The sequence below is a fragment of the Glutamicibacter sp. AGC84 genome (assembly GCF_053543575.1).
Genome location: NZ_JBLVOC010000010.1, coordinates 1 through 22,466, shown reverse-complemented (window position 1 = coordinate 22,466; position 22,466 = coordinate 1). Strand labels below are relative to the sequence as shown.

The 22,466-nt window shown below is 61.4% G+C and carries 18 protein-coding genes; 6 read left to right on the top strand and 12 right to left on the bottom strand.

The window, feature by feature from the left end:
• Positions 1–38 precede the first annotated feature (38 nt).
• From ACNPN0_RS06740 to ACNPN0_RS06725, 4 genes are all read right to left on the bottom strand, one after another.
• Positions 39–1,451 (bottom strand): aldehyde dehydrogenase family protein, encoded by a 1,413-nt coding sequence (locus ACNPN0_RS06740; protein ID WP_388025189.1) that lies wholly within the window; start codon positions 1,449–1,451, stop codon positions 39–41.
• A 25-nt stretch (positions 1,452–1,476) separates the two neighbouring features.
• Positions 1,477–2,907 carry an APC family permease gene (locus ACNPN0_RS06735; protein ID WP_448937266.1) on the bottom strand — a complete coding sequence of 477 codons (1,431 nt, stop codon included), beginning with the start codon at positions 2,905–2,907 and terminating at the stop codon, positions 1,477–1,479.
• A gap of 113 nt (positions 2,908–3,020) precedes the next feature.
• The gene (locus tag ACNPN0_RS06730) at positions 3,021–3,944 is read right to left on the bottom strand and encodes an AraC-like ligand-binding domain-containing protein (protein WP_166650707.1); all 924 of its coding nucleotides are present in this window, start codon (positions 3,942–3,944) and stop codon (positions 3,021–3,023) included.
• Between the two features lie 104 nt (positions 3,945–4,048).
• Positions 4,049–4,642 (bottom strand): TetR/AcrR family transcriptional regulator, encoded by a 594-nt coding sequence (locus ACNPN0_RS06725; RefSeq protein ID WP_105657060.1) that lies wholly within the window; start codon positions 4,640–4,642, stop codon positions 4,049–4,051.
• A gap of 130 nt (positions 4,643–4,772) precedes the next feature.
• Between ACNPN0_RS06725 and ACNPN0_RS06720 the strand changes: the two genes are divergently transcribed.
• The 5 genes from ACNPN0_RS06720 to ACNPN0_RS06700 all read left to right on the top strand — a co-directional run bounded on the left by ACNPN0_RS06720 (position 4,773) and on the right by ACNPN0_RS06700 (position 10,720).
• Positions 4,773–6,695, top strand: a complete 1,923-nt coding sequence (locus ACNPN0_RS06720) for a primary-amine oxidase (protein WP_359195645.1) — start codon at positions 4,773–4,775, stop codon at positions 6,693–6,695.
• Positions 6,679–7,119: a hypothetical protein gene (locus ACNPN0_RS06715; RefSeq protein ID WP_359195648.1), complete on the top strand. Its 441-nt coding sequence runs from the start codon at positions 6,679–6,681 to the stop codon at positions 7,117–7,119. Before ACNPN0_RS06720 ends, ACNPN0_RS06715 begins: the two co-directional genes overlap by 17 nt.
• Before the next feature lie 276 nt (positions 7,120–7,395).
• Positions 7,396–8,841: an NAD(P)/FAD-dependent oxidoreductase gene (locus tag ACNPN0_RS06710; RefSeq protein ID WP_448937265.1), complete on the top strand. Its 1,446-nt coding sequence runs from the start codon at positions 7,396–7,398 to the stop codon at positions 8,839–8,841.
• Positions 8,841–9,209, top strand: coding sequence for a cupin domain-containing protein (locus tag ACNPN0_RS06705; RefSeq protein ID WP_448937264.1), 369 nt, complete (start codon positions 8,841–8,843; stop codon positions 9,207–9,209). Before ACNPN0_RS06710 ends, ACNPN0_RS06705 begins: the two co-directional genes overlap by 1 nt.
• A 20-nt stretch (positions 9,210–9,229) precedes the next feature.
• Positions 9,230–10,720, top strand: coding sequence for a gamma-aminobutyraldehyde dehydrogenase (locus ACNPN0_RS06700; RefSeq protein WP_448937263.1), 1,491 nt, complete (start codon positions 9,230–9,232; stop codon positions 10,718–10,720).
• 10 nt (positions 10,721–10,730) lie between these two features.
• Here ACNPN0_RS06700 and ACNPN0_RS06695 read toward each other — a convergent pair whose 3' ends face one another.
• The 3 genes from ACNPN0_RS06695 to ACNPN0_RS06685 all read right to left on the bottom strand — a co-directional run bounded on the left by ACNPN0_RS06695 (position 10,731) and on the right by ACNPN0_RS06685 (position 14,297).
• Entirely contained in the window at positions 10,731–11,849 is a 1,119-nt protein-coding gene (locus ACNPN0_RS06695; RefSeq protein WP_448937262.1) for a CDP-glycerol glycerophosphotransferase family protein, read from the bottom strand.
• Positions 11,850–11,868: 19 nt separating this feature from the next.
• Positions 11,869–12,975: a metal ABC transporter solute-binding protein, Zn/Mn family gene (locus ACNPN0_RS06690; protein ID WP_448937261.1), complete on the bottom strand. Its 1,107-nt coding sequence runs from the start codon at positions 12,973–12,975 to the stop codon at positions 11,869–11,871.
• 68 nt (positions 12,976–13,043) lie between these two features.
• The gene (locus ACNPN0_RS06685) at positions 13,044–14,297 is read right to left on the bottom strand and encodes a YibE/F family protein (RefSeq protein ID WP_332485868.1); all 1,254 of its coding nucleotides are present in this window, start codon (positions 14,295–14,297) and stop codon (positions 13,044–13,046) included.
• Positions 14,298–14,556: 259 nt separating this feature from the next.
• Here ACNPN0_RS06685 and ACNPN0_RS06680 point away from each other — a divergent pair, with 259 nt between their 5' ends.
• The gene (locus tag ACNPN0_RS06680) at positions 14,557–15,624 is read left to right on the top strand and encodes a CPBP family intramembrane glutamic endopeptidase (protein WP_448937260.1); all 1,068 of its coding nucleotides are present in this window, start codon (positions 14,557–14,559) and stop codon (positions 15,622–15,624) included.
• 76 nt (positions 15,625–15,700) lie between these two features.
• On the opposite strand, the gene ACNPN0_RS06675 is transcribed toward ACNPN0_RS06680, so the two are convergent.
• From ACNPN0_RS06675 to glyA, 5 genes are all read right to left on the bottom strand, one after another.
• A complete protein-coding gene (locus ACNPN0_RS06675; protein WP_448937259.1) occupies positions 15,701–16,831 on the bottom strand; it encodes a baeRF2 domain-containing protein in 1,131 nt (376 codons plus the stop codon).
• Positions 16,832–16,971: 140 nt separating this feature from the next.
• Entirely contained in the window at positions 16,972–18,081 is a 1,110-nt protein-coding gene (locus ACNPN0_RS06670) for an oxidoreductase (protein ID WP_448937258.1), read from the bottom strand.
• A 58-nt stretch (positions 18,082–18,139) separates the two neighbouring features.
• A complete protein-coding gene (gene mgtE, locus ACNPN0_RS06665; RefSeq protein ID WP_448938865.1) occupies positions 18,140–19,495 on the bottom strand; it encodes a magnesium transporter in 1,356 nt (451 codons plus the stop codon).
• 416 nt (positions 19,496–19,911) lie between these two features.
• Positions 19,912–21,321: an L-serine ammonia-lyase gene (locus ACNPN0_RS06660; protein WP_448937256.1), complete on the bottom strand. Its 1,410-nt coding sequence runs from the start codon at positions 21,319–21,321 to the stop codon at positions 19,912–19,914.
• A 185-nt stretch (positions 21,322–21,506) separates the two neighbouring features.
• Positions 21,507–22,466, bottom strand: a 960-nt coding sequence (gene glyA / locus ACNPN0_RS06655; protein ID WP_448938864.1) for a serine hydroxymethyltransferase, incomplete at its 5' end; no start/stop codon positions are given.

Below are 22,466 nucleotides of genomic sequence, written 5' to 3'. Positions count from 1 at the left end.
CGGCCCCCGCCGGGGAATGCTGGCGAACGCAGTCTCCGTCAGCCCTTGATGATCTGCGGCTGGGCCAGGGACTTCAAGCCGTCAATACCGAATTCCAGGCCGTAGCCGGACTGCTTGGCGCCGCCAAATGGAATGCGCGGGTCGATGGTGCCGTGCGAGTTGATCCACACGGTGCCTGCTTGGATCTGCGCCGCGACTTCTAGTGCCTTCTCGCGGTTGCTGCTCCATACCGAGGCTCCGAGCCCGACTTCCAGGGCATTGGCGTGCTTGATCGCTTCGGCCGTGTCCTTGACCTTGATGATCGGCAGGGCCGGGCCGAACTGCTCCTCGACCACCAGCGGGTTGCCCGGGTCGATGTCGGCAATGAGCGTGGTCGGGTAGAAGTAGCCGGCCGCGTTTTCATCGGGGTTGGCACCGAGCAGCACCTTGGCGCCGGAATCCACGGCATCCTTGACCAGGGATGCGACGATGTCGTACTGGGCCTTGTTCTGCAGCGGGCCGAGCACGTTGTTCTCGTCGAGGCCGACACCCATGGGCATCTGCGCGGCGACGCCGGCCAGTGCATCGCACACCGCGTCGTAGATCGATTCGGGCACGTACAGGCGCTTGAGCGCGGCACAGGTCTGGCCGGTGTTGATGAAGGCACCCCAGAACAGGTCTTCGGCGATGGCCTGCGGATCGGCGTCTTCGAGCACGATGCCGGCGTCGTTGCCGCCCAATTCCATGGTCAGGCGCTTCACGGTATCGGCCGAGGAGCGGATGATGGCCTTGCCGGTGCGGGTGGAGCCGGTGAACATGATCTTGGCGATATCCGGATGGCCCGAGAGCCTCTCGCCGACCTCGCGTCCGCCAGCCACGATCTTCAGCACGTCTGCTGGCAGCACTTCGTTGAGCACGTGGACCAGGGCCAGGACCGAGAGCGGGGTGTATTCGCTGGGCTTCATCACCACGGTGTTGCCCATGCGCAAGCTCGGGGCCAGCTGCCAGATGGAGATCATCATCGGCCAGTTCCACGGGCCGATGGCGCCCACTACGCCCAGTGCGCGGAAGTGCTTGGCTGCATAGGTTTCGCCGTCATCCACGACCACTTCCGGCTCGATTTCATAAGCGGTGGCGGCGCGCAGCCAGGCGGCTGCTCCCCCGACCTCGAAGCGCGCATTCGGCCCGTTCAGCGGCTTGCCCTGCTCACGGGAGAGCAGCTCGGCGAGCGCTTCCGCGTTGGCTTCGATATTGTCCGCGGCCGCATTGAGCACGCGGTTGCGCTCTTCGTGGCCCAAGGCATCCCAGGCCGGCTGGGCGGACTTTGCGGCGGCAACGGCCGCGTCGAGATCGGCGGCAGTCTGCTCGGCAACACGGCCAACCAGTTCACCGGTTGCCGGGTCCAGGATTTCGGTGCCACCGGTTGCTGGCTGGATCGCATCCAGCAGTTCTTGGGCGTTTGCGTAAGCCATCTTTGAGCTCCTTGGTACTGAGTTGTTAGGTGACGGGAAGTTTTTCGGCCATCGGTGCACGCAGTTTGGACGAGCGGATGACCAGTGCCAGCACCCATGCGATGAGGCCAGGCAGGATCACGATGCCTTGCAGCACATAACCGAGCATTCCCGGTTCTGCCATGCCAAGCAAGATTTCGAAGTTGATGACGATTTGGGCGAAGACATAGACCAGGGCGATGCCCGAGACCAGCGGAGCGATCACCCGGGTTATCAGGGATTCTCCGCTGCGGTTCGCCTTGAAGTATCCGATGACGGCAAAAGAGGTCAGTGCCATGAGCAGCACCAGCCCGTAGGCCGCCGAGTTGGTCATCCAGGTGAACATCGTGAACACGACATACATCGGATCCTTGCCATGCGAGATCACCGCGAAGACGGCGATAACCGCCAGTCCGAGGGTGGACTGCGCCAGCGAGCCTGCAACGGGGGCGTGGGTGGTGCGCGAAGTTACGGCAAGGAACTTCGGCAGCGCCCCGCCGCGGCCCATGGAGTAGAAGTAGCGGGCAATGACGTTGTGGAAGGCCAGCAGCGCGGCGAACAGGCTGGTGATGAACAGGATGTTGGCCAGATCGACGAACCAGGCTGGCGCGTTGGCGCCGAAGAACGCGAAAATCAGGTCGGGGCCGAATTGTGCCGAAGCGCCGATGACGTTCGAGGCGCCTTCGCCGACAGCTACGGCGAAGGCCGAAAACGCGTAGAAGCAGGCGATGATGACGACCGCGATCATCGTGGCACGCCGGGCGGTGCGTGCTGGATCCTTGACCTCTTCGTTGTAGATGGTTCCGGATTCGAAGCCCATGAAAGCGGCGATGGTGAAGGCCATGACGGCGCCCATGCCCGGTGCGATGGCGTCAGCCATGTTGAAGGATGCGGCCGGCTGCGGCGCTTCGGGAGCCAGCACGAAGGCCATGATGTTGTAGATGATGACCACGAGGAATTCTGCGGCCACGACGATGCCCAGGATCTTGACGGAGAAGTCGACCCGGTTCATGCCCAGGAAGCCGACAACTGCCCACGCGGCCAGGGCCATGGCCCACCATGGGATGGCGGTGCCGAAGGAGGCATTGGCAAAGGATGCCGCGGCGAATCCGAACATGCCGTAGATGCCGATCTGCATGAGGTTGTAGCTGACCAGGGCGACCATTGCCGCTCCCACGCCCAATGCCCGTCCCAGCCCCTGGGCAATGTAGGCGTAGAAGGCGCCGGCGTTCGGGATGTAGCGGCTCATCGCGGTGTAGCCGATGCTGAAAACCAGCAGGATGGCACCGACCATGAGGAAGGACAACGGCACGGATTCCATGCCGGTCACCGCGTAGTTGGTAGTCACGCCGCCAGCCACGGCGGTTAGCGGTGCGCTGGCGGCAATGATCATCACGACCAGAGCCGGCACCGTCAGTGTGCGTTGTTCGAGTCCCATTCGATCCCCCATTTGCCGAGTGCTTGGATATCAGCATCGCCCAAGTGCTCGGGCTTGTCCTTGGCATTGAGTGCAGGACCATTGGCTCCGCGTGCACAAGAGTGTCCTGCGCCTCAGCCGGCGCAGCGGTATTTGCCCGGGGTGGAACCGAATTCCTTGGAGAACATGCGGCTGAATCCGGCCGCATCGGCAATCCCGACCCGGGACCCGATGGCTTGGACGGGCAGTTCGGCCAGCAGCGGGTCGCGCAGCAGGCGCGCGGCCTCGCGCATCCGCAGATGGCGGATCAATGCGGCAACACTGAGCGGCTGGTTCTCGAAAAGCGCGTGCAGGCTGCGCACGGACATGAAGTGGGCGGCAGCGATGCGTGCAGGTCCCAGGTCGGGATCATCCAGGTGTGCGCCGATGTAGCTGGTGGCCAATTCGCGCTGCCGCTCCTTGGCATCGCCATGGCACTCGGCGCCAAGCGCCCCGCCCAGGGCAGTTGCCAGCAGGTCCACGGTATTGCGCGCCAGCTGGTAGCCGCCGAATTCATCCCATTGGGACAGATTGGCGCCAAGATGGCGCAGCAGCGGGGCGACGGTTCCCGATAGCGGGTGGGTTTGCCTCAGGGCGACGGCGGTGAGCTGGCCGACCTGTTGCTGGGACAGGCGGAAAAGACCATGGGGAACCAATGCGACGAGCACCGACGCCGGCTTTTCAAAGGCCAGGGTGTAGGGGCGCTGCGTGTCATAGATCGCCAGGTCCCCTGGGGCCAGCAGGGTCTCGCGACCGTCTTGGATCAGCAGCCCGTAGCCATCGAGCTGGTAGGAGACCTTGTAGAAATCCCCGTCGCCGCTGGAGGTGAGGTTCTCGGTTCGTTGCACTGCGTGGGGTTTGGCATGTATGCGCATCAAACCGATATCGCCGAGCATATTGGCACCCAGTGTGGCGGTGAAATGGCCGCTGGAAATCTGCTCGCATTGCAGCCTGACGAAGGCGTCGGAAATGAGCCGCGACCACGCGGTGAACGAATCGACGTGCTGAAGTTGGTACATGCTTGCCTCCCCATTGAAGCCCATCAACTGTGTCGGGCATCACGAATGAGAGTACGCCGAGCGAAGCGAAAAGTCACTATTTTCTTCGCGCGGAGAATATCCGCCTAGCTCTGGGGGTGCAGGCGGCGCAAGGCATCCAGGCGGTATTGCAGCTGCGCTTCGAGCGACTCGGCGGTGTTGACAGCTTCATCGAGCACGCTGCTGGCCTGAGCGCCCATCAGGAAATTGATCATCGAGTCGCGGGCAACACGCGCCGCGGGATGCTCCGGACCCAGCAGCTGTCCAAGCCATTGGTCGATGAGCTCGCGCCACCGGTCCATAGTTTGCGCATTGACCGCAGCCAGCGCACGGTCCCCGAGGGCCAGATGCCAGAAGTGCACAGCAATGCGGGCTTCATTGCGCCGCAGCTCATCAAGCGGGAGCACTTCGCGCGAGAATGCCTCCAGCGCACCCAGCCCGGCTTGCCCCTGGCACATGCGGGCGATGCGCCGGTCGGTAGCCTCGGCCACGTAGCGGAACGTGGCAACCAGCAGCGAATCGCGCGTCGGGAAGTAGGGCTTGAAGGCGCCATTTGAATAGCCGGCCGCGGCCGCCAAGTCACGCAGATTCAGCTTCTCGATGCCTTCGCGGGCAATGAATCGCCAAGTGACTTCAACAATCTCCCGGCGGCGCTGATCATGGTCCACGATTTTCGGCATGGTTCAAGATTAGCGAAAAACAATTTATTTCAGGCAAGGGCTTGCGTCACATTGACCCCGTCCGTATTCTCTACAACTAGAGAATAATAAATGCCGCAGATCACACTTCAGTGCCGAAGGAGCCACTCCAATGCCAATCACCACCACCACGGATTTCACCCTGCTCAGCGAAGCAGAGATTGCCACCGCCAAGGAATTGCTGGTCAGCCACCAGCTTTTCACCGAGAACACCCGCATCGCCTACATGGGCCTGGAAGATCCACGCGCTGACCGCCCCGGACGTTTTGTCCGCGTCATGCTCATGGACAAGCTGGCCAACTCACCCAAGGACGTCGTCCTGGACTTGGTCGGGCAGGCCGTGCACTCCTGCATTGACCTGGATCCGGCCAAGGTGGGGCAGATGCCCGTGCTGCTGGAGGAATTCGAAATGGTGGAGGCCATCCTGGTTGCCGATCCGCAGTGGGCGGCCGCTCTGGCCAAGCGCAACCTGACGCCAGAACAGGTGCGCGTTGCCCCGCTCTCCGCAGGAGTCTACGAGGACGAGTACCCGCAAGAAGCCGGGCGCCGCATCCTGCGCGGCCTGGCCTTCCGCCAGGATTTCGCCGAAGACTCCGCCTGGGCCCATCCCGTTGATGGACTGGTGGTTTACATTGACACCATCGCCGGAAAGATCGACCAGCTGCTGGACCTGGAAGTCATCCCTGTGCCCGAAACCCACGGCAACTACACGGATCCGGAACTCACTGGCCCGGTGCGCACCACCCAGAAGCCCATCGAGATCACCCAGCCTGAGGGCGCCAGCTTCACGGTCAGCGCAGGCAACCACGTCGAGTGGGAGAAATGGTCGCTGGATATCGGTTTCGACATGCGCGAAGGGCTGGTGCTCTACAACATCGCCTTCAACGATCGGGGCACCGAACGCCGCATCCTGGATCGTGCGTCCATCGCGGAAATGGTAGTCCCCTACGGGGACCCTTCCCCGGTGCGCAGCTGGCAGAACTACTTCGACACCGGCGAGTACCTGATCGGGCGCCTGGCCAACTCGCTGGAGCTGGGCTGCGACTGCCTGGGCGAAATCCACTACATCTCCCCTGTGGTCACCGACGCCGATGGCAATGCGCAGAAGATCACCAACGGCATCTGCATGCATGAGGAAGACGCCTCGATCCTCTCCAAGCACGCCGATGACTGGTCAGGCGTGAAGTACACGCGCCGCAACCGCCGCCTGGTGATCAGCTTCTTCACGACCGTGGGCAACTACGACTACGGCTTCTACTGGTACCTGTATCTGGACGGCACCATCGAATTCGAGGCTAAGGCCACCGGCATCGTGTTCACCTCGGCCATGCTCGACGAGCGCTACTCCTCGGAAATGGCGCCTGGCCTGGGCGCGCCCTTCCACCAGCACATCTTCGGCGCCCGGCTGGACTTCGCCCTGGACGGCGGACCCAGCCGCGTCATCGAAGAAGAAGCCGTGCGCCTGCCCATCAGCAAGGAGAACCCCCGGGGCAACGCCTTCACCCGCAGCCACACGGTGCTGGCTACCGAGAAGCAGGCGGTACGCGATAGCAATCCGACCGCCGGCCGCACTTGGGTGGTGACCAACCCGGATTCGAAGAACTACCTCGGCAAGCCGGTGGGCTACAAGCTGATGTCCCAGGGACTGCCGACCCTGCTGGCCGCCGAAGGATCCTCCATCCATCGTCGCGCAGAATTCGCCTCCAAGGCCCTGTGGGTGACCAAGCGGGAGGACGGCCACCGCTATCCAACCGGTGACTTCGTGAACCAGAACCCGGGCGTTGACGGCATTGGCTCGTGGATCGAGGACGACAAGAACATCGACGGCGAGCAGATCAGCCTGTGGCACACCTTCGCGTTGACCCACTTCCCGCGGACCGAGGACTGGCCGATGATGCCTGTGGACACCGTTGGCTTCACCATCCGCCCCGAGGGCTTCTTCGACCGCTCCCCTGTCCTTGATGTTCCAGCCCCGGTCCAGCACGGCTGCTGCGCCACCAAGGAATCAGACGGTTGCTGTGGCAGCGGCGACTAGCCACGCGGGCAGGGTGCCGGCCGGACACATTGCCCTGGGAGCCGCGTCGCTGGGCCTGGCCGCAACCCACCTGCTGGTTCTGGTTCTGATGCCGCACTCCCTGTGGTGGAACCTGGCATTGCTTGCCATGACCTTGTGGTGCATCAAATGCTCCTGGTGCGTGCTGCGCGGCGGTTCTCCCCTGCGCTTGCTGGTGATGAGCGCGCTCATGGGCACCGTCCATGTGGCGATGGTGATCGGCATGCCGTGGTTTGGCGGCCATCACGCGTCCCACGCTGCGCACGGCACCCAGCATGCACCGGTGATGCTGGCAGTTGCGGCCGCCGAATTCCTCATGATGTTCGGCGCGGCTTGGCTCAGCCGCCATTTCCCGGGACGGGCGCACCAATTCACTAGCGGTAAACCGGTCGCGGTTCCCGCATGACCAGGCCCGGTCTTCGAAGCAGTGCTGTGCTGTTTCGAAGGCCGGGTTTCGGCTTGGCTTCGGGACCTTGACAACCCCGAGCGGCGCAGGCTTAGATGAGTAATGAATCACATTCAATTTGTATTCATCTTTCCGAGAAGAGGGATAGCCTTGGCCGCCGATTGGCACTCAACTGGCATCCCCGGTGCCCAGCAGACGGCAAAGCCGCAAGGACCACTGGTCGTTCCCCTGCCTCGATAGCGCCTGCCGAACCAGCAACCTTCGAGGAAAGAACCAATGAACAGCACCAATGACCTGACTTTCGACAGGCATGAAGCCGAAGTCTCCCCCACCCTGATCTCCCGAGCATTGGCCGGCGCCAAGCGCACCAGCTACTGGCTGGATCATGAGCACCGCCCCGCACCCCACCCGGCGCTGCATGGCTCGCTCACCACCGACTTGCTGATTATCGGCGGCGGCTACACCGGATTGTGGACTGCGCTCCAAGCCAAGGAACAGAACCCGGGCCGAAGGGTCGTACTGATCGAGGGCCAGCGCTTGGGCTGGGCCGCTTCCGGGCGCAATGGCGGCTTCTGCGAAGCCTCCCTGGTCCACGGCGAGGCCAACGGCGAAAACCATCTGCCCAAGGAAAATGCGCTGCTTGCGGAGCTCGGCAGGAAGAACCTCGACGAGTTCGAAGCGACGGTGCGCCGCTATGCGATGGACGTGGACTTCGTCCGCGAGGGCGCGCTCAGCGTGGCCACCGAACAGCATCAGATTGCGTGGGTGGCCGAGGAAGCTGAGGCACCGGGTGTCGACTACCTCGATGCCGGCGCGGTAAGGCAACTGATCAATTCGCCAGACTTCCTGGCCGGCGCCCGTGACCATGATTCAACCGCGCTGGTCCACCCCGCCAAGCTGGTCTGGGAACTTGCCCGCGTCTGCAGCGAGCTAGGCGTCGAATTCTACGAGCATACCCACGCCGTGGAGATGAACAATGCCGGCACGCAGGTGCAGGTGCTGACCGCCGACGGGCAGATCACCGCCAAGCACGTGGCCCTGGCAACCAATGTTTTCCCGTCTCTGCTCAAGCGCCACCGCTCCCGCATTGTGCCGGTATACGACTACGCGCTGATGACTGAACCGCTCACTGCGCAGCAGCGCGCGGCCATCGGCTGGGAGAACATGGTGGGCTTGGCCGACCTGAACAACCGGTTCCACTATGCCCGCCCAACCATCGACGCCGCAGGGAACTTCCGCATTCTCTACGGCGGCTACGACGCGGTCTACCACTTCGGGGGCAAGGTCCGCTCCAGCTACGACACCAACCAGCAGACCTTCGAGAAGCTCGCCGCGCATTTCTTCGGCAGCTTCCCGGACCTCTCACAGGTGAAGTTCTCCCATGTGTGGGGTGGCGCCATTGATACCTGCTCCCGCTTCTTCTCCTTCTTCGATCTGGCCTACGGCGGCAAGGTGGTCTACTGTGCAGGCTTCACCGGCCTCGGTGTCGGCGCGACCCGTTTCGGTGCAAGGGTCATGCTGGATCTGCTCTCGGGCCAGAAGACCGAGCTGACCGAATTGGAACTGGTGCGTACCAAGCCGATCCCATTCCCGCCGGAACCTGCCGCATGGGTGGGCGTGAACCTGATGACAAGCCAGCTGGTCAAGGCAGATCGCAATCGAGGCGAGCGCTCGGCCTTCTTGAAGCTGATGGATAAGATTGGAATGGGGTTCGATTCCTGATGCCTGGAAGATTCCTTCAAGCCGGCATCGTCCAGGCCGATGCCCTTGAGGTCAAGCATGTTGCCATCGGCGACGAGCAGGTGGTCGCCGGCCAGGCATCCGCAACCGCAGGCTGCCGCGAACTGGGCACCCTCGGGGATGCAGAAATTGGCATCTGGGAGATGTCCCGCGGTGCCATGCGGGATATTGAAGCGGACGAGTACTTCGTGGTGCTTGCCGGGTGCGCGACGGTGCAGATTCTGGAAGCCGATGGTTTCGGCGCCCAAGAACTGGTGCTGGTTCCAGGCAGCGTTGTCCGGCTCCATGCGGGAATGAGAACCCGTTGGACTGTCACCGAAACCCTGCGCAAGATCTATTTCACCCTCTGAATCCCCCTAGGAGAATTCACATGGCCTACTACGATAGTTCCCTCGGACACCAGTTCATCAATGGCCAGCAGGTCCGCGGGCACGGCCCGGTGCTGGAGCGCGCGAATCCAGCCACCGGAAAGAAGCTGCTGGACGTGGATACCGCAACCGGCGAGCAGGTTGACCAGGCGGTGCAAGCGGCCGCCGGCGCCTTCAAGACCTGGTCCAGGCTGACCCCGGGCGAGCGGGCCGACCACCTGCTGGCATTCGCTCGCGAACTGGAAAAGCATGCCGATGAAATCGCCGCCCTGGAAACCGCGCAGACCGGCAAGAGCATCCGCATGTCGACCCAATTCGATGTGCCCGGTTCCATCGACAACGTGAATTTCTTTGCTGGCGCTGCACGCAATTTGCAGGGATTGGCCGCCGGGGACTACGCGGGCAACACCACCTCGATGGTTCGCCGTGAAGCTATCGGCGTGATCGGTTCGATCAGCCCGTGGAACTACCCGTTGCAGATGGCTGCGTGGAAGGTCCTGCCAGCGATTGCCGCCGGCAATACGATTGTGCTCAAGCCCAGCGAGCTGACCCCGGGCACCTCGGTGCTCTTTGCCCGGGCCGCCAAGGATGCCGGGTTGCCGGACGGCGTGATCAATATTGTCGTTGGCGACGGGCCCAGCGTTGGCTCGCCCCTGGTGCGCCACAAGCTGGTGAAGATGACTTCGTTCACCGGCTCTACCGCCGTGGGCCTGAAGATCATGTCCATGGCGGCCGAGACCGGTACCCGGGTTCATCTTGAACTCGGCGGCAAGGCGCCGATGGTGGTCTTCGATGATGCCGATATCGAAGCTGCCGCACATGGTGCGGTGGCCGGCTCGACGATCAATTCCGGACAGGATTGCACCGCCGCCACCCGCGCGTACGTGCATTCCTCGGTCTTCGAGAAGTTCACCAGCAAGGTGGCCGAACTGATGGAGGCCATGGTGGTGGGAGATCCGACCGATCCCGATACCGACATGGGTTCGATGATCAGCGAAGCCCACCTGCAGAAGGTTTCCTCGATGGTTGAGCGTGCCAAGGATGCCGGAGCAACGGTGCTGGCCGGAGGCAAGCAGCTTCCGGGCGATGGCTGGTTCTACCGCCCTACCCTGGTGGTGGGAGCTGCGCAGGATTCAGAGATCGTGCAGCAGGAAGTCTTCGGCCCGGTCCTGGTGGCCTTGGCATTCGATACCGATGACGAGGCCATCGAATTGGCCAACGACACCCCGTATGGCCTGGCGGCGAGCGCATGGACCAAGAACATTGACCGCGCGATGCGTGCCAGCGCCGAAATCCAGGCCGGTTGCGTGTGGATCAACGAGCATATCCTGATCGTTTCCGACATGCCGCATGGAGGCTACAAGGCTTCGGGGATGGGCAAGGACATGAGCCAGTATTCCTTCGATGAGTACACCAATGTCAAGCATGTGATGATCTCCCATGATCCCGCTGCCCATCGCGAATGGCAGGATACGGTCTTCAAGAAGCGATAGGCCCAGAAGGCTAGAGGCTCGAAAGCAGCTGGCTCAGTTTCTTCGTTGCCACCCCGGGTTCTGTGGTGGCAAAGAAGTACTGGGCCAGCTGTTTTTGCGCCCCGGCAACCGAGGATGCGGCAAGATCCGCAACCCGCTGCGCCAGTCCGTTGGCGTTGCCCAGCCGCTGGTGCAATGGCAACCCTGAATGGAGCTTGCTTTCGGGGTCTCCGGCCAGCAGCAGCGGGATGTTGAGCGCTACCGCGTCATAGGCCATCGCCGAGGTGTCGCAGATGGCCACATCCGCCCACACCAAGGACTGTGCCGCGTCGCTGAGCGCATCCACGGTGGCAGCGTAGTTGTTTTTCAGGCTTACCACGGCTTTCTTTGCCTCTGCGGACACATCACCGGTCTTCGGATGAGGACGGAAACGCACTTCGAAACGCTCATCGTTGCTCAGCTGGGCCAGAATTCTCTCGCCCAAAGTAGCCACCGACGAGTACGCCATGGCTTGCGAGTCGCCCTCCCAAGTCGGTGCGTAGAGAACCCGGATCTTCTCCGAAGGGCCGGGCAATTCCAGGTCATCGAGCTGCGGGCGTCCGATCTGCACCAGATGCGATGGGTCGAAACGGGAGATGTTCTCGGTGATGCGCTCTACCGCGGCAGCACCAGCCACGCAGGCGAAATCGTAGGCTTTGAGCTGGTTGGAGACCATGGAGGCCTTTTCGCTCTCACCGTGGTTCAAGTGAATATGCGCCGGTCCGTTGAAGCGCAGCATCGTGAAGTTCCGCTGGGCGTTGTTCACGTAGTTGATGGATTTGGTATTCCACTCGCGCAGCTTATTCTCGATCTGCTCCATGGAACGCGAGAACAATATCGGCAGGTTCGACTCTGCCAGCGCGTGTCGTGCGCTTAGTGCGTCCATGAGCACCACGCCGACGTTGAGACCCTGGGCAGCCAGTCGCTCGAAGGTACCCAGCCAGACTCCGAGCTGGTAGAACTGCCCGGGCCCCTCGGCGAAAAAAAGCACATGGTCGGCTTGCTCGATTCCCCGGTCCGAGTGAGCGATCTCCGCTCGAACAGACCGCTCCGCAATGAGGGAGCGTGCTTTACCTGTCGCTTGCGTTATCTGGGAAGAGAACAATGCCATGCATTTAGTTTACGTAGGTTTAGCCGTTGATTGCGGAAGCCAAGTCGGAAATGTTGGATTCCATCCATTCGAGGTAGCTGGAATCATCCTGAATGGTTTCTGCAAAGTCGACTACAGGTACCTGTCCCCGCTCAGCGTTCTTCTTCAGCGCCTTGGTTTCGCTGCCTTCGGTCTGCACGTTGTAGGCAAGCATGTCAGCGTCGCCAGCAACGAGCTTGTCTTCAGCCTTCTTCATGGTCATCGGCGCAATGCCCTCGCCCTCTTCGATGGCTTCGCTCAGCCCTTCAGGAGTGGTGTTCTCCATGCCGGCTGCTTCCAGCAAGTGGAATGGAACCGGCTCGGTCATCATGAAGCTCTTGCCATCCAGCTTGGCGGTTTCGAGCTGGGCTTCGAGTTTCACGATCCCTTCGTTGAAGGCTGCTGCGTTCTGCTTGTACTGATCCGCGTTGGCGGTATCGACCTTGGCGAAGGACTCGGCCAGTGCATCAGCAAGTTCACCCATGGAATCCAGGTCGTACCAGATGTGCTCGTTGTAGCCCGCGTGGTCGTGGCCCTCATGGCCGCCCTCTTCAGCGTGCTGCGCATGCTCCTCAGCGCTTTCGCCCTCATGGCCGCCCTCATCAGCGTGCTGCGCATGCTCCTCGGCACTTTCGCCTTCGTGCCCGGATTCATCAGCATGCTGCGCATGCTCTTCGGCGCTTTCGTCTTCATGCCCGGCCTCTTCGGATTCCGCAGCTACCGGCGAGGAATCCACAGCGTGCATGAGCGTGATCTCGCCAGACTTGCCTTCCGGTAGCGAAGAAACGAGAGAGTCCATGAATTGGTCATATCCGCCGCCATTGGCAAGGACCAGGTCCGCGCTGGAGATCGCAAGCTTGTCGCGTGCGGTTGGTTCGTAGGAGTGCGGATCCTGCGCGGCCGAAGTGATGATCTCGCTGACCTCCACGCTATCTCCACCAATGGCACGGGCGATCTGTCCGTAGACGTTCGTCGTGGCCACTACGCTGATCTCTGCAGATTCCGCGTCCTTCGATTCGCTTCCTGTGGCGCTACCGCATCCGGCAAGGATCAGTCCGGCAGCGGGCAGGGCGACGGCAGCTGCGAGCAGCGAGCGGTAGTTCTTCATGGTGGTCTCCATCTAAATCGGATCGCTATTGAGAACTATTCTACATTACATATGAGAATGGTTCGCACCTAGGAGTCGGAGCTTACACTCTGCAAAGCCCGCTTGCCGTGGGCACCGCCGGTGCCGGTAGCTTTCACCACCATCACTGCAATGGCGGTGGTTACCGGGATCGCCAATACCAATCCGATGGAACCAATCAGGATTCGGATGACCTCTTCAGCCATGGCGCCGGAGCCGAGGGTGACCCCGAAGCTCTGGTTGCTCAGCGCCGCAATGGCCAGCACCGGCAGGGCCGCACCGGCGTAGGCGAAGGCGATGGTGTAGACGGTCGAAGCGATATGGTCCCGGCCGATGCGCATGCCGCGGAAGAACAGTTCCCTGGCCGAGGCCTTGGGCGTGCTCTCTGCCAGTTCCCAGACGGTGGCCGACTGCGTAATTGTCACGTCATTGAGCACACCCATGCCGCCAACCAGCACGCCGCAGATCAGCAAGCCGGGCAGGGAAATTTGCGGGGCCACCGTCGATAGGGTGATAGCCGATTCATCGTTGGCTCCAGTCAAAGCGGCAGCATCGGTCAACCAAAGCACCATCGCCGCGGTCACCGCTAGGCCAAAGAGCGTTCCCAGCAGCGCTGTGGATGTTTTCGCGTTCAGCCCATGGGCGAAATACAACGCGACAAACATGATGGCGGTAGAACCAGTGAGTCCCACCAGGACCGGATTGCCGCCTTCAAGCAAGGCCGGAACCATGAAGATGATCATGAAGGCGATGCCACCGACCAGGCCGATCATCGCCCGCGTGCCGCGCCATCCGGCGACCAGCACCACGACCACGCCATAGGCGATGGCCAGCAGTGCCATGGGCAAAGTGCGCACGAAGTCAACGAATACGTACGGGCTGCCGCTGGTGGTGTCCACCGCGGAGAGATCAAGGTATCGAATGCTGTCGCCCGCGCGCGCATCACGTGATTGCAGCATTTCCGGTGGGATTTCCAATTGGATTTCCGCGCCACCGGATTCGGGCATCACGTAGGTTACTTGGCATTCGAGAACCTTGCCACCAACTTCTTCCAACCCTTGGGAAGACGGGCAGTCCTGGACTGTGCTGCGCGTGACAGTGCCCACTTCCATCGTTGCGCCACCGGTAGTGTCCATGGCTCCGTTCAGGGCAAACTTGTCGTAGTTGCCTTGCGGCCACAACAAGATGACCATGACCAGGGCCAGGGCGCCGATAGGCGCAAGCAGCGCCCATAAGATGATCGAGGCACGCCGCCGGCGCCGGGGATCCTGCAAAATCGGTTCGTCATGGTGATGATGGCCCACGTGGTGCTGCTCCAAATCAAAGAAGGCGAATCGTTCTTTCCAAGTGTAAGAGCTAGCCCCTTGGAGTTTGCCTTGGATGCCGACCGCGTTGCGAAGAGCTGGTCCTGGATATTCAAAAGGATGACCCGATAAATCCTCCGTAAGGTTCATACCTTCAAACACTGCGGAACGGGAGAATTGAGCCATGAGCTTGCCAATGAACCAGCCACCCTTGCCGCAAGGCGCCGAGGGTGAGATGAACTATTCGTTCCATCGCCTAATGAGACGCAGTGAGAACTACCGCTGGTGGAGGCCGCTGGCGTTCACCGGCATCGGCATTGGCTTCTACGGCGCGGCATTGCTCATCGCCATACTGGCGATGTTCATCGCATTGATCATGAACCCGCTGACGTGGGCTGCGGAGAATCCAGATGACGCTCCCGATCAGTTCCTCATGGATCCAACCCTGAACATGGCCACGGCGACGGACTTCTCGATGACCATGGTCTCCCTGATCATCATGATCCCGGCGGTCTACCTCGCCTACTTGCTCATCGGGCCCAAGCCTGTCGGCTTGCTGATATCGGTCGCCGGCAAATTGCGCTGGCGCTGGTTCGGCCTGACGTTGGGTGCCAGCGCCATCTTGTTCGCAGTGTATTTCGGGCTGAGTTTCGGGTTGGGCGCCTTGGGCATTGGCGAGTCCGAACCCGTGCCGGCGAGCAGCCTGCCGGCCGATCCGCTGTTCTATGCCCTGCTGGTGATCCTCTTGACGCCCTTCCAGTGCGCAGCTGAAGAGCTTGTTTTCCGTGGCGCGTTCATGCAGGTCATCGGCAGCTGGCTGAAGCATCCATTGTTCGCCATCCTGCTTCCAGTTCCCTTCTTCACCATCGGCCATCTCTACGATGTCTGGGGGCTTCTCGATGTGGCGGCGTTCGCTATCGCGGCAGGCTTCCTGACCTGGCGCACCGGTGGCCTTGAAGCAGCGATGGCGATGCACATCATCAACAACACCTTCTTGTTCCTGCTCGGTGCAATGGGCGCAGTTGATCTGAACGCCACGGAATCCAACCCGGTTTCGCTGGTCTTCTCGGTGTGCTTCATGGCCCTATTGACCTTCGTGCTGGTGAAGCTGGCAGACAGGCAAGGCATTGCGCGTACGGCAGGCCCGATTCCAGCAGCAGAGCGCCGTCCGATGCTGCAGCCTTGGCAGATGAGCCAGCCACCGGTTCACCCTAGCCAGGCCTACTGGGCTCCTCCGGCCTATCAGCCTGGGCAGCAGCAGAACTCCGATCACGGTTCAGATGTTTCCCCACCGGCTCCCCCGGCAGCCGGCCCGTCAGATCGCTAGGCACCAGATAGCTGGAACGCAAAAAAAACGATCCGCGCAGGATTTCCCGTGCGGATCGTTTCATTTAGTGAACTGTTCAGGATTTGGCCCAGCGCAGCAAGGCTGCGATTCCCGCACCGTCAGGAATCACCGAATCCGGTACATAGCGAATGCTGGCATCGGTTAGCGCGGTGGCGCGCAGGAGCACTTCTGGCGCCGGCCATTCCCCGACGACCAACTCTGCATGGTCATCTCCGTCCTGATGGGCAATCCATGGTTCGGCGCTCAAGGCGCGAAGGGTATGCTCGCTTTGGTACTGTCCAACCAGCACCATTTCGGCTTGCGCCGATTGGAGCGCAGTGACAACTTCATCGAGTCCGACAGCAAGCTGCGCCTTGCCGTTGCCGGACTGCGCAGCGATCTTCGATTCCAATTCAGCCAGGGACTTGGCTTTCACTTCCTCTACAAGCTTGGTGATTTGGGCATCGACTTGCTTGCTGTCCGCACCCCCGGTGCGCGTATGCGAGTCGATGACTTCTACATAGTCCCTGAGCGCCACGGGTACTGCCCCGAGCACCAGTTCACGAGCCTTGATGTCGCCCGAAAGAATGATCAGGCGGACGTAGTTCTCGTTGGACATTTCGCTGATCAGCTCGGCAACCTCGTCAGCGTTTCGACGAGCCATCTCATCGGCGGCGGCCTGCGCCTTGGGCTGGTCGTATTCCCCGGGCACCTTGCGTGCATGGTGGATTTCCTCGGGCAACCCGACGATGCCACGGCTGCCCAGGCGTTCAGGTGACGCCGTATTGTAGAGGTGCACCTCGCCTCCGTCCTTGCTGACTTCAGCTACGAGGTAGGAGAACGATCCGCCACGGGCGCGGGCCAGCGCCGTGAAGTTCGGGAACGGACCCACATCAACCGATGAAGTTTGGACCTTGAGGCCTGGGATGACTTCGTTCAGGACGATTTCGCCGTCATGAACAGCTACGAACCGTGCTACTGGTGCTCGCAGTCCCTGGGCTGGCTCCAGTGCGCCGATCAGTGCTTGGACATCGCTGGGCTGCGCCTGCTGGCTCTTGAGCAGCTTGGCTACCTCGTCCGGAAGCCGGTCTGCCGCTTCCTGGGCGGCAGTGGTTCCCAACGATGCATCCACGAGAGCTGTGCTCCACGAGCCGTTTCTCCGATAGAGCGAAGCGTCGATTCCATTAGAATCCGCGCGTAGTGCCATGCTGACTCCCTTCCGCACGCGACCCTTGGCCGCGGTGCGACTAGATCCGTGGCACTAACCTAACATCACTATTCAGTGGCTGGAAGAGGTAACCAGAAACTATGTCGTTGTTTGGATGAAATCAGCATGGCAACTTGCGTTTACCAGCGGCCGCGCCAGTATTGGGCGGGGAATGCCATCGGTGCACCCAATTCCTGCGCCGAACGGTTAGCCCACTGCGGATCGCCCAGTGCAGCGCGCCCAACGCAGACGCCGTCCGCTTGCCCGGTCACGACGATCTGCTCTGCCTGCATCGGCTCGGTGATGACGCCGACCGCGGTAACGAAGGCATCCTGGGGCAGCGCTTCCTTCACTGCCTGAGCCAACGGCACTTGGTAGCCCGGACCAGACGGTCCGTTGAACTTGCCAATTCCTGCACTGGAGAGGTCGAAGTGGCGCACACCGTAGCCGTAGAGTTCCTTGGCGATCCGAACGGTGTCAGCAATGCTCCATCCATCGTCCACCCAGTCTTCTCCGGAGAAGCGAATGCCCAGGGCCTTGTTTTCCGGCCACACGGCAGCCACTGCCTCGATGACTTCACGCAGGTATCGAGTGCGATTCTCGAAACGGCCACCGTATTCGTCGGTGCGCTTATTGGTCAGCGGCGACAGGAATTGGTGCACCAGGTAGCCGTGCGCGGCATGGATCTGGATCAGGTCGAATCCGGCCGCGTCGGCACGCTTGGCCGCATCAGCCCAGTCCTGCACCGATGCCTGGATCTGTTCCACGCTCATCGCGGTAGCTGGCTTCAGCCCGTAGAGCTCGCTGGGCGAGGAAGTGAAGGTTTCCCAGCCGCCATCTTCCGCGCTGATGCTGCCGGATTTTCCAGCTTCTTCAAGATCCTTGAGCCAGCCATAGGTCGATGCCTTGGCTCCGGCGTGCGCCAGCTGCACGCCGGCGGCTGCCCCATGGGCGCGGATGTATTGGGCAATCGGTTTCCAGGCTTCGGCCTGCTCGTCATTCCACAGGCCGGTATCGCGATCCGAGATCCTGCCTTCAGCTGCCACCGCAGTTGCTTCGGCGATCACCAAGGAGTATCCGCCATGGGCCATGGAACCCAGGTGAGCCAAGTGCCAGGTCGTTGGAACGCCGTCGCGTTTTTCCACGGAATACTGGCACATCGGCGGAAGCACGACGCGGTTGCGAAGCTTCAGGCCTGCTCCGCTTCTGGCCGGGACGGTAAATTCAGTAAAGAGCTTGCTATGAGGCATACCTGTTACGACGCTGGGGTGCGCGAATTTATTCCGCGCACCCCAGTGCAGCTGCAGGCTATCCAAGAATCAGCACGGCCACCGACAGGTAGACGATCAGCCCGGCGGCATCCACGAAGGTTGAAATGAAGGGGTTGGAAAATACCGCAGGATCAACCTTGAAGAATTTACCGATGATCGGCATCACCCCGCCGACAGCGGCAGCAATGCTGCACAGCGCCACCAGGCTGATGCCTATCACCAATCCGATACGCAGTTCGAAAATGCTCCCGGCCACCACCAGCGCTATGGCGCCCAGGCACAGTCCCAGGACCGCTCCGATTCGCACCTCGCGCATCAGCACCCGCCAGAAGTCGCTTCCCCGCACATCCCCCATAGCCAGCGCACGGGTGACAGTGGTCGCCGCCTGGTTGCCGGTGTTCCCGCCAATGCCCACGATCAAGGGGATGAACAAGCTGAGCACCACCATCGACTCCAGTGTCTGCTCGAAACTGGACAGCACCTTGACCGTCAAGGTGGCGCCGATAGCCAGGACCAGCAGCCAGATGACGCGCGCTTTCACCAGGTGGCGCAATGGCGTCCCCAGGTAAGGGCGGAAGAGCGGATCCGTTCCGGAGCCGTACGCGGAGCGGCGCTCTTCGGCATCCTCCAGGATCCCGATCGCCATGGGCAAGGTCAGCACTCCCAGCAGGCGATCTTCCCGATCAAGCACCGGGAGCATCCCTGCCTTCCGATCCACCACCGCCCGTGCCGCGCTCGTCTCCGGCTCGCAGGCCTGGATGACCGGGCTCTGGGTGCACAGTTCTCCGATCGTTGTCCCGGCCGGCTCGGTGAGCAGCTCGCTGAGCTTGATGGTGCCAAGTAGCCGGCGTTCATCATCGATCACCAGGATGTGCTGCGCGTTCTCGCAGTTCCCGAGGCGTGCGCTGATGCGTTCCAGGGTTTCGGCCACAGACAGCTGCGGGTGGGTGGCGATGAAATCCGGGGACATCGCCCTGCCGGCGCTTGATTCCGGATAGCCCAGCAGGATTCCGGTTTCCTGGCGCTTGGCCTTCGACAGCCCTGCCAGCAGTTTCGTGGCCACCATCGCTGGCAGTTCATCGAGCAGCGCTACCCGTCCCGCGGCGGGGAGCTGGGCGAAGGCATCGATGACGGTCTGCGACTGCAGCGCCCGCACCAGGTCGGCTTGCACCGGGGCGTCGAGTTCCTGGAAGACCAGTACCGCGGCTTGCTTGTCCAGCAGCCGGTAGGCCAGGGCAGCCTCGGTGGCATCCAGTGCTTCGAGGTGCTCAATGGTCTGGGCGATGTGCAGACCGCCCAGCAGCCCTGCCGCGAGCTGGAATTCTGCGTGATTGAGATGGGAGCGCAAGGCTCGCGAAATAGTAGAGAAGTCTACTTTTTCTGGAGAAAACATGATTTTGGTCCAAATGGTTCATTTGGCGCGTGAATGCAAGCCTGCCAGCAACTTCTCACCGCTTGATCACCCCATGAATACAGGGAGATAAATCAGTCAGTATTTGCGTGCAGGACCAGGCGCCGGTGACATGTACAAGAGTCACGAACTCGTTGGGATCCCATGGCAGGATGCTGCCAGATTCGGCTAATTCGGCTACGAGCGTCCGGGTGAGTTCGTGTGCATAGATCGACTAGAACTGTCTTCCACGACACTCACCTCCTCGAAACTGGTTTGCGCTAGCGCGCATCAGGCCTAGTCCCAGTTCTATCAGCTATGACTGGGAATTGCCGGACTTGGGGGCCAAGATCACATTTAAAAAGTTCGGGAGGCCTGCAGTGCAGCCCCCCCGAACTGGGTCATGCATTACTGGGAAATCAGCATTCCACCACGTTGACGGCCAAGCCGCCCATCGCAGTTTCCTTGTACTTGTCGCTCATGTCCTTGCCGGTTTCGCGCATGGTGATAATGACTTCATCCAAGGTGACGTGGTGTTCGCCGTCGCCCATCAGCGCCATCTTCGCCGCGTTCACTGCCTTGGAAGCAGCAATGGCGTTGCGTTCGATGCAAGGGATCTGGACCAGTCCGCCGATCGGGTCGCAGGTCAGGCCAAGGTTGTGTTCCATGGCGATTTCCGCTGCGTTCTCTACCTGCGCTGGGGTGCCGCCAAGAATTTCGGCCAGGCCGCCAGCAGCCATCGATGATGCCGAACCGACTTCCCCCTGGCAGCCGACCTCGGCGCCGGAGATCGATGCCTGCTCCTTGTACAGCACGCCGACGGCACCAGCGGTGAGCAGGAAGCGTACGACAGCGTCGTGCTTTTCCTCCTCATTCCAGTACTTTGCCCCCGGCGCGTAGTGGGTGGCGTAGAACAGCACGGCCGGGATGATGCCCGCTGCACCGTTGGTCGGCGCGGTGACCACGCGTCCGCCGGAGGCGTTCTCCTCATTGACCGCCAGCGCCACGAGGTTGATCCATTCCTGCCAGTAGACCGGATCCCGGTCCTTGTCTTCCTTGCGCAGGCGTTCATGCCATTCCGGCGCACGGCGGCGAACCTTCAGGCCGCCGGGCAGCACTCCGGTGCGTTCCAGCGCGGACTCCTTGCAGTCTTCCATCACTTCGTAGATGTGGACCAGGCCGTTGCGGATCTCGTCGCGGGACCGGTAGGCCATTTCGTTGGCCATCATGATGTCGGCAATGGACAGGCCGGTTTCCTTCACATGTTCCAGCAGCTTGGCTGCCGTGGTGAATGGATAAGGCTGCTTGTTCAGCTGCTCTTCGAGGTTCTTCTCGATGCGGTCTTCGGCGCCTTCGCGCACGATGAAGCCGCCGCCTACGGAGAAGAAGGTCTCGTTGGCGATTTCGTTGCCGTCAGCGTCGAGGGCAATGAACTTCACGCCGTTGGTGTGGCGCGGCAGTACGGTGAGCGGATGCTGGATCATGTCTTCGACCTTGTAGTTCAGGTCCTTGCGCTGATCCAGCTGTTCGGCCAGGTGGAGGATTCCAGTGGCTTCCATGTCCGCCAGGCGGTCATCGACCTGTGATGGCAGCACGGTTTCAGGTTCGAAGCCTTCAAGCCCCAGCATGATGGCAGTGAAGGTGCCGTGGCCGCGTCCGGTAGCGGCCAGGGATCCGTAGACATCAACACGGATATTTTCCAGTGCGTCCAGTTGGCCTTCTCGGATTACTTGGGCAATGAATGCGTGTGCTGCACGCATTGGTCCCACGGTATGGCTGGAAGAAGGTCCGATGCCAACCGAGAAAAGATCGAATACGCTAACCGCCATAGCGGGTCACATCCTTAGAACTTGGGTAATCCGAGAGCTTCTGCCCCGGATCTGTGGAGTGTGGTTCCAGAGGCTTGCGGCCACCGCACGTACCGTGCAGCGCCTGGACCTCTGGATGTTGAAAGACCGCGGGCCCGAAAAGCGAGTATTTCCACCTTCCGGGCCCACATCCTAATCAGATGATGCTACTCGGAAACCTTAGCCAGTTCCGGGTACAGCGGGTGGGCCGCGGCAAGCTGCAGAACACGATCCTTCAGCTCCGGCAACACCGCCGCATTACCCTCAGCACCAGCAATCAACGCCTGCGCAATGATCTCCGCAACCTCAGCAAACGCAGCCTCCGAGAAACCACGGGTAGCCAACGCCGGGGTACCAATACGCAACCCCGAAGTCACCATCGGCGGACGAGGATCAAACGGCACCGAATTGCGGTTCACCGTGATCTCCACCTGCGCCAAAAGATCCTCACCCTGCTGCCCATCCAACTCGCTATTACGCAAGTCAACGAGCACCATGTGAACATCCGTGCCACCAGTCAAAACGCTGATGCCCTTGGCAACAACATCTTCCTGGGTCAAACGCTCAGCCAAAATACGCGCACCAGCCAAGGTCCGCTCCTGGCGCTCCTTGAACTCCGGCGACGCAGCAATCTTGAACGCCACCGCCTTGCCAGCAATCACGTGCTCCAACGGACCACCCTGCTGGCCAGGGAACACCGCCGAGTTCAACTTCTTCGCAATCTCCGCATCATTCGAGAGAATAATGCCGCCACGAGGACCAGCAAGCGTCTTATGCGTCGTGGAAGTCACCACGTGAGCGTGCGGAACCGGCGAAGGATGCAACCCGGTTGCCACCAAGCCAGCAAAGTGCGCCATATCCACGAACAAGTACGCGCCAACCTTGTCAGCGATCTCGCGGAAACGCTGGAAATCCAGCTGGCGCGGGTACGCCGACCAGCCAGCAACAATCATCTTCGGCTGGTTCTCAATGGCAAGGCGCTCCACCTCGTCCATGTCCACCTCATAGGTTTCCTCGTCCACACCGTAAGGAACGATGTTGAACAAGCGGCCCGAGAAGTTCAGCTTCATCCCGTGGGTCAGGTGGCCACCGTGGTTCAGGTTCAGCCCCAGCACGGTATCGCCCGG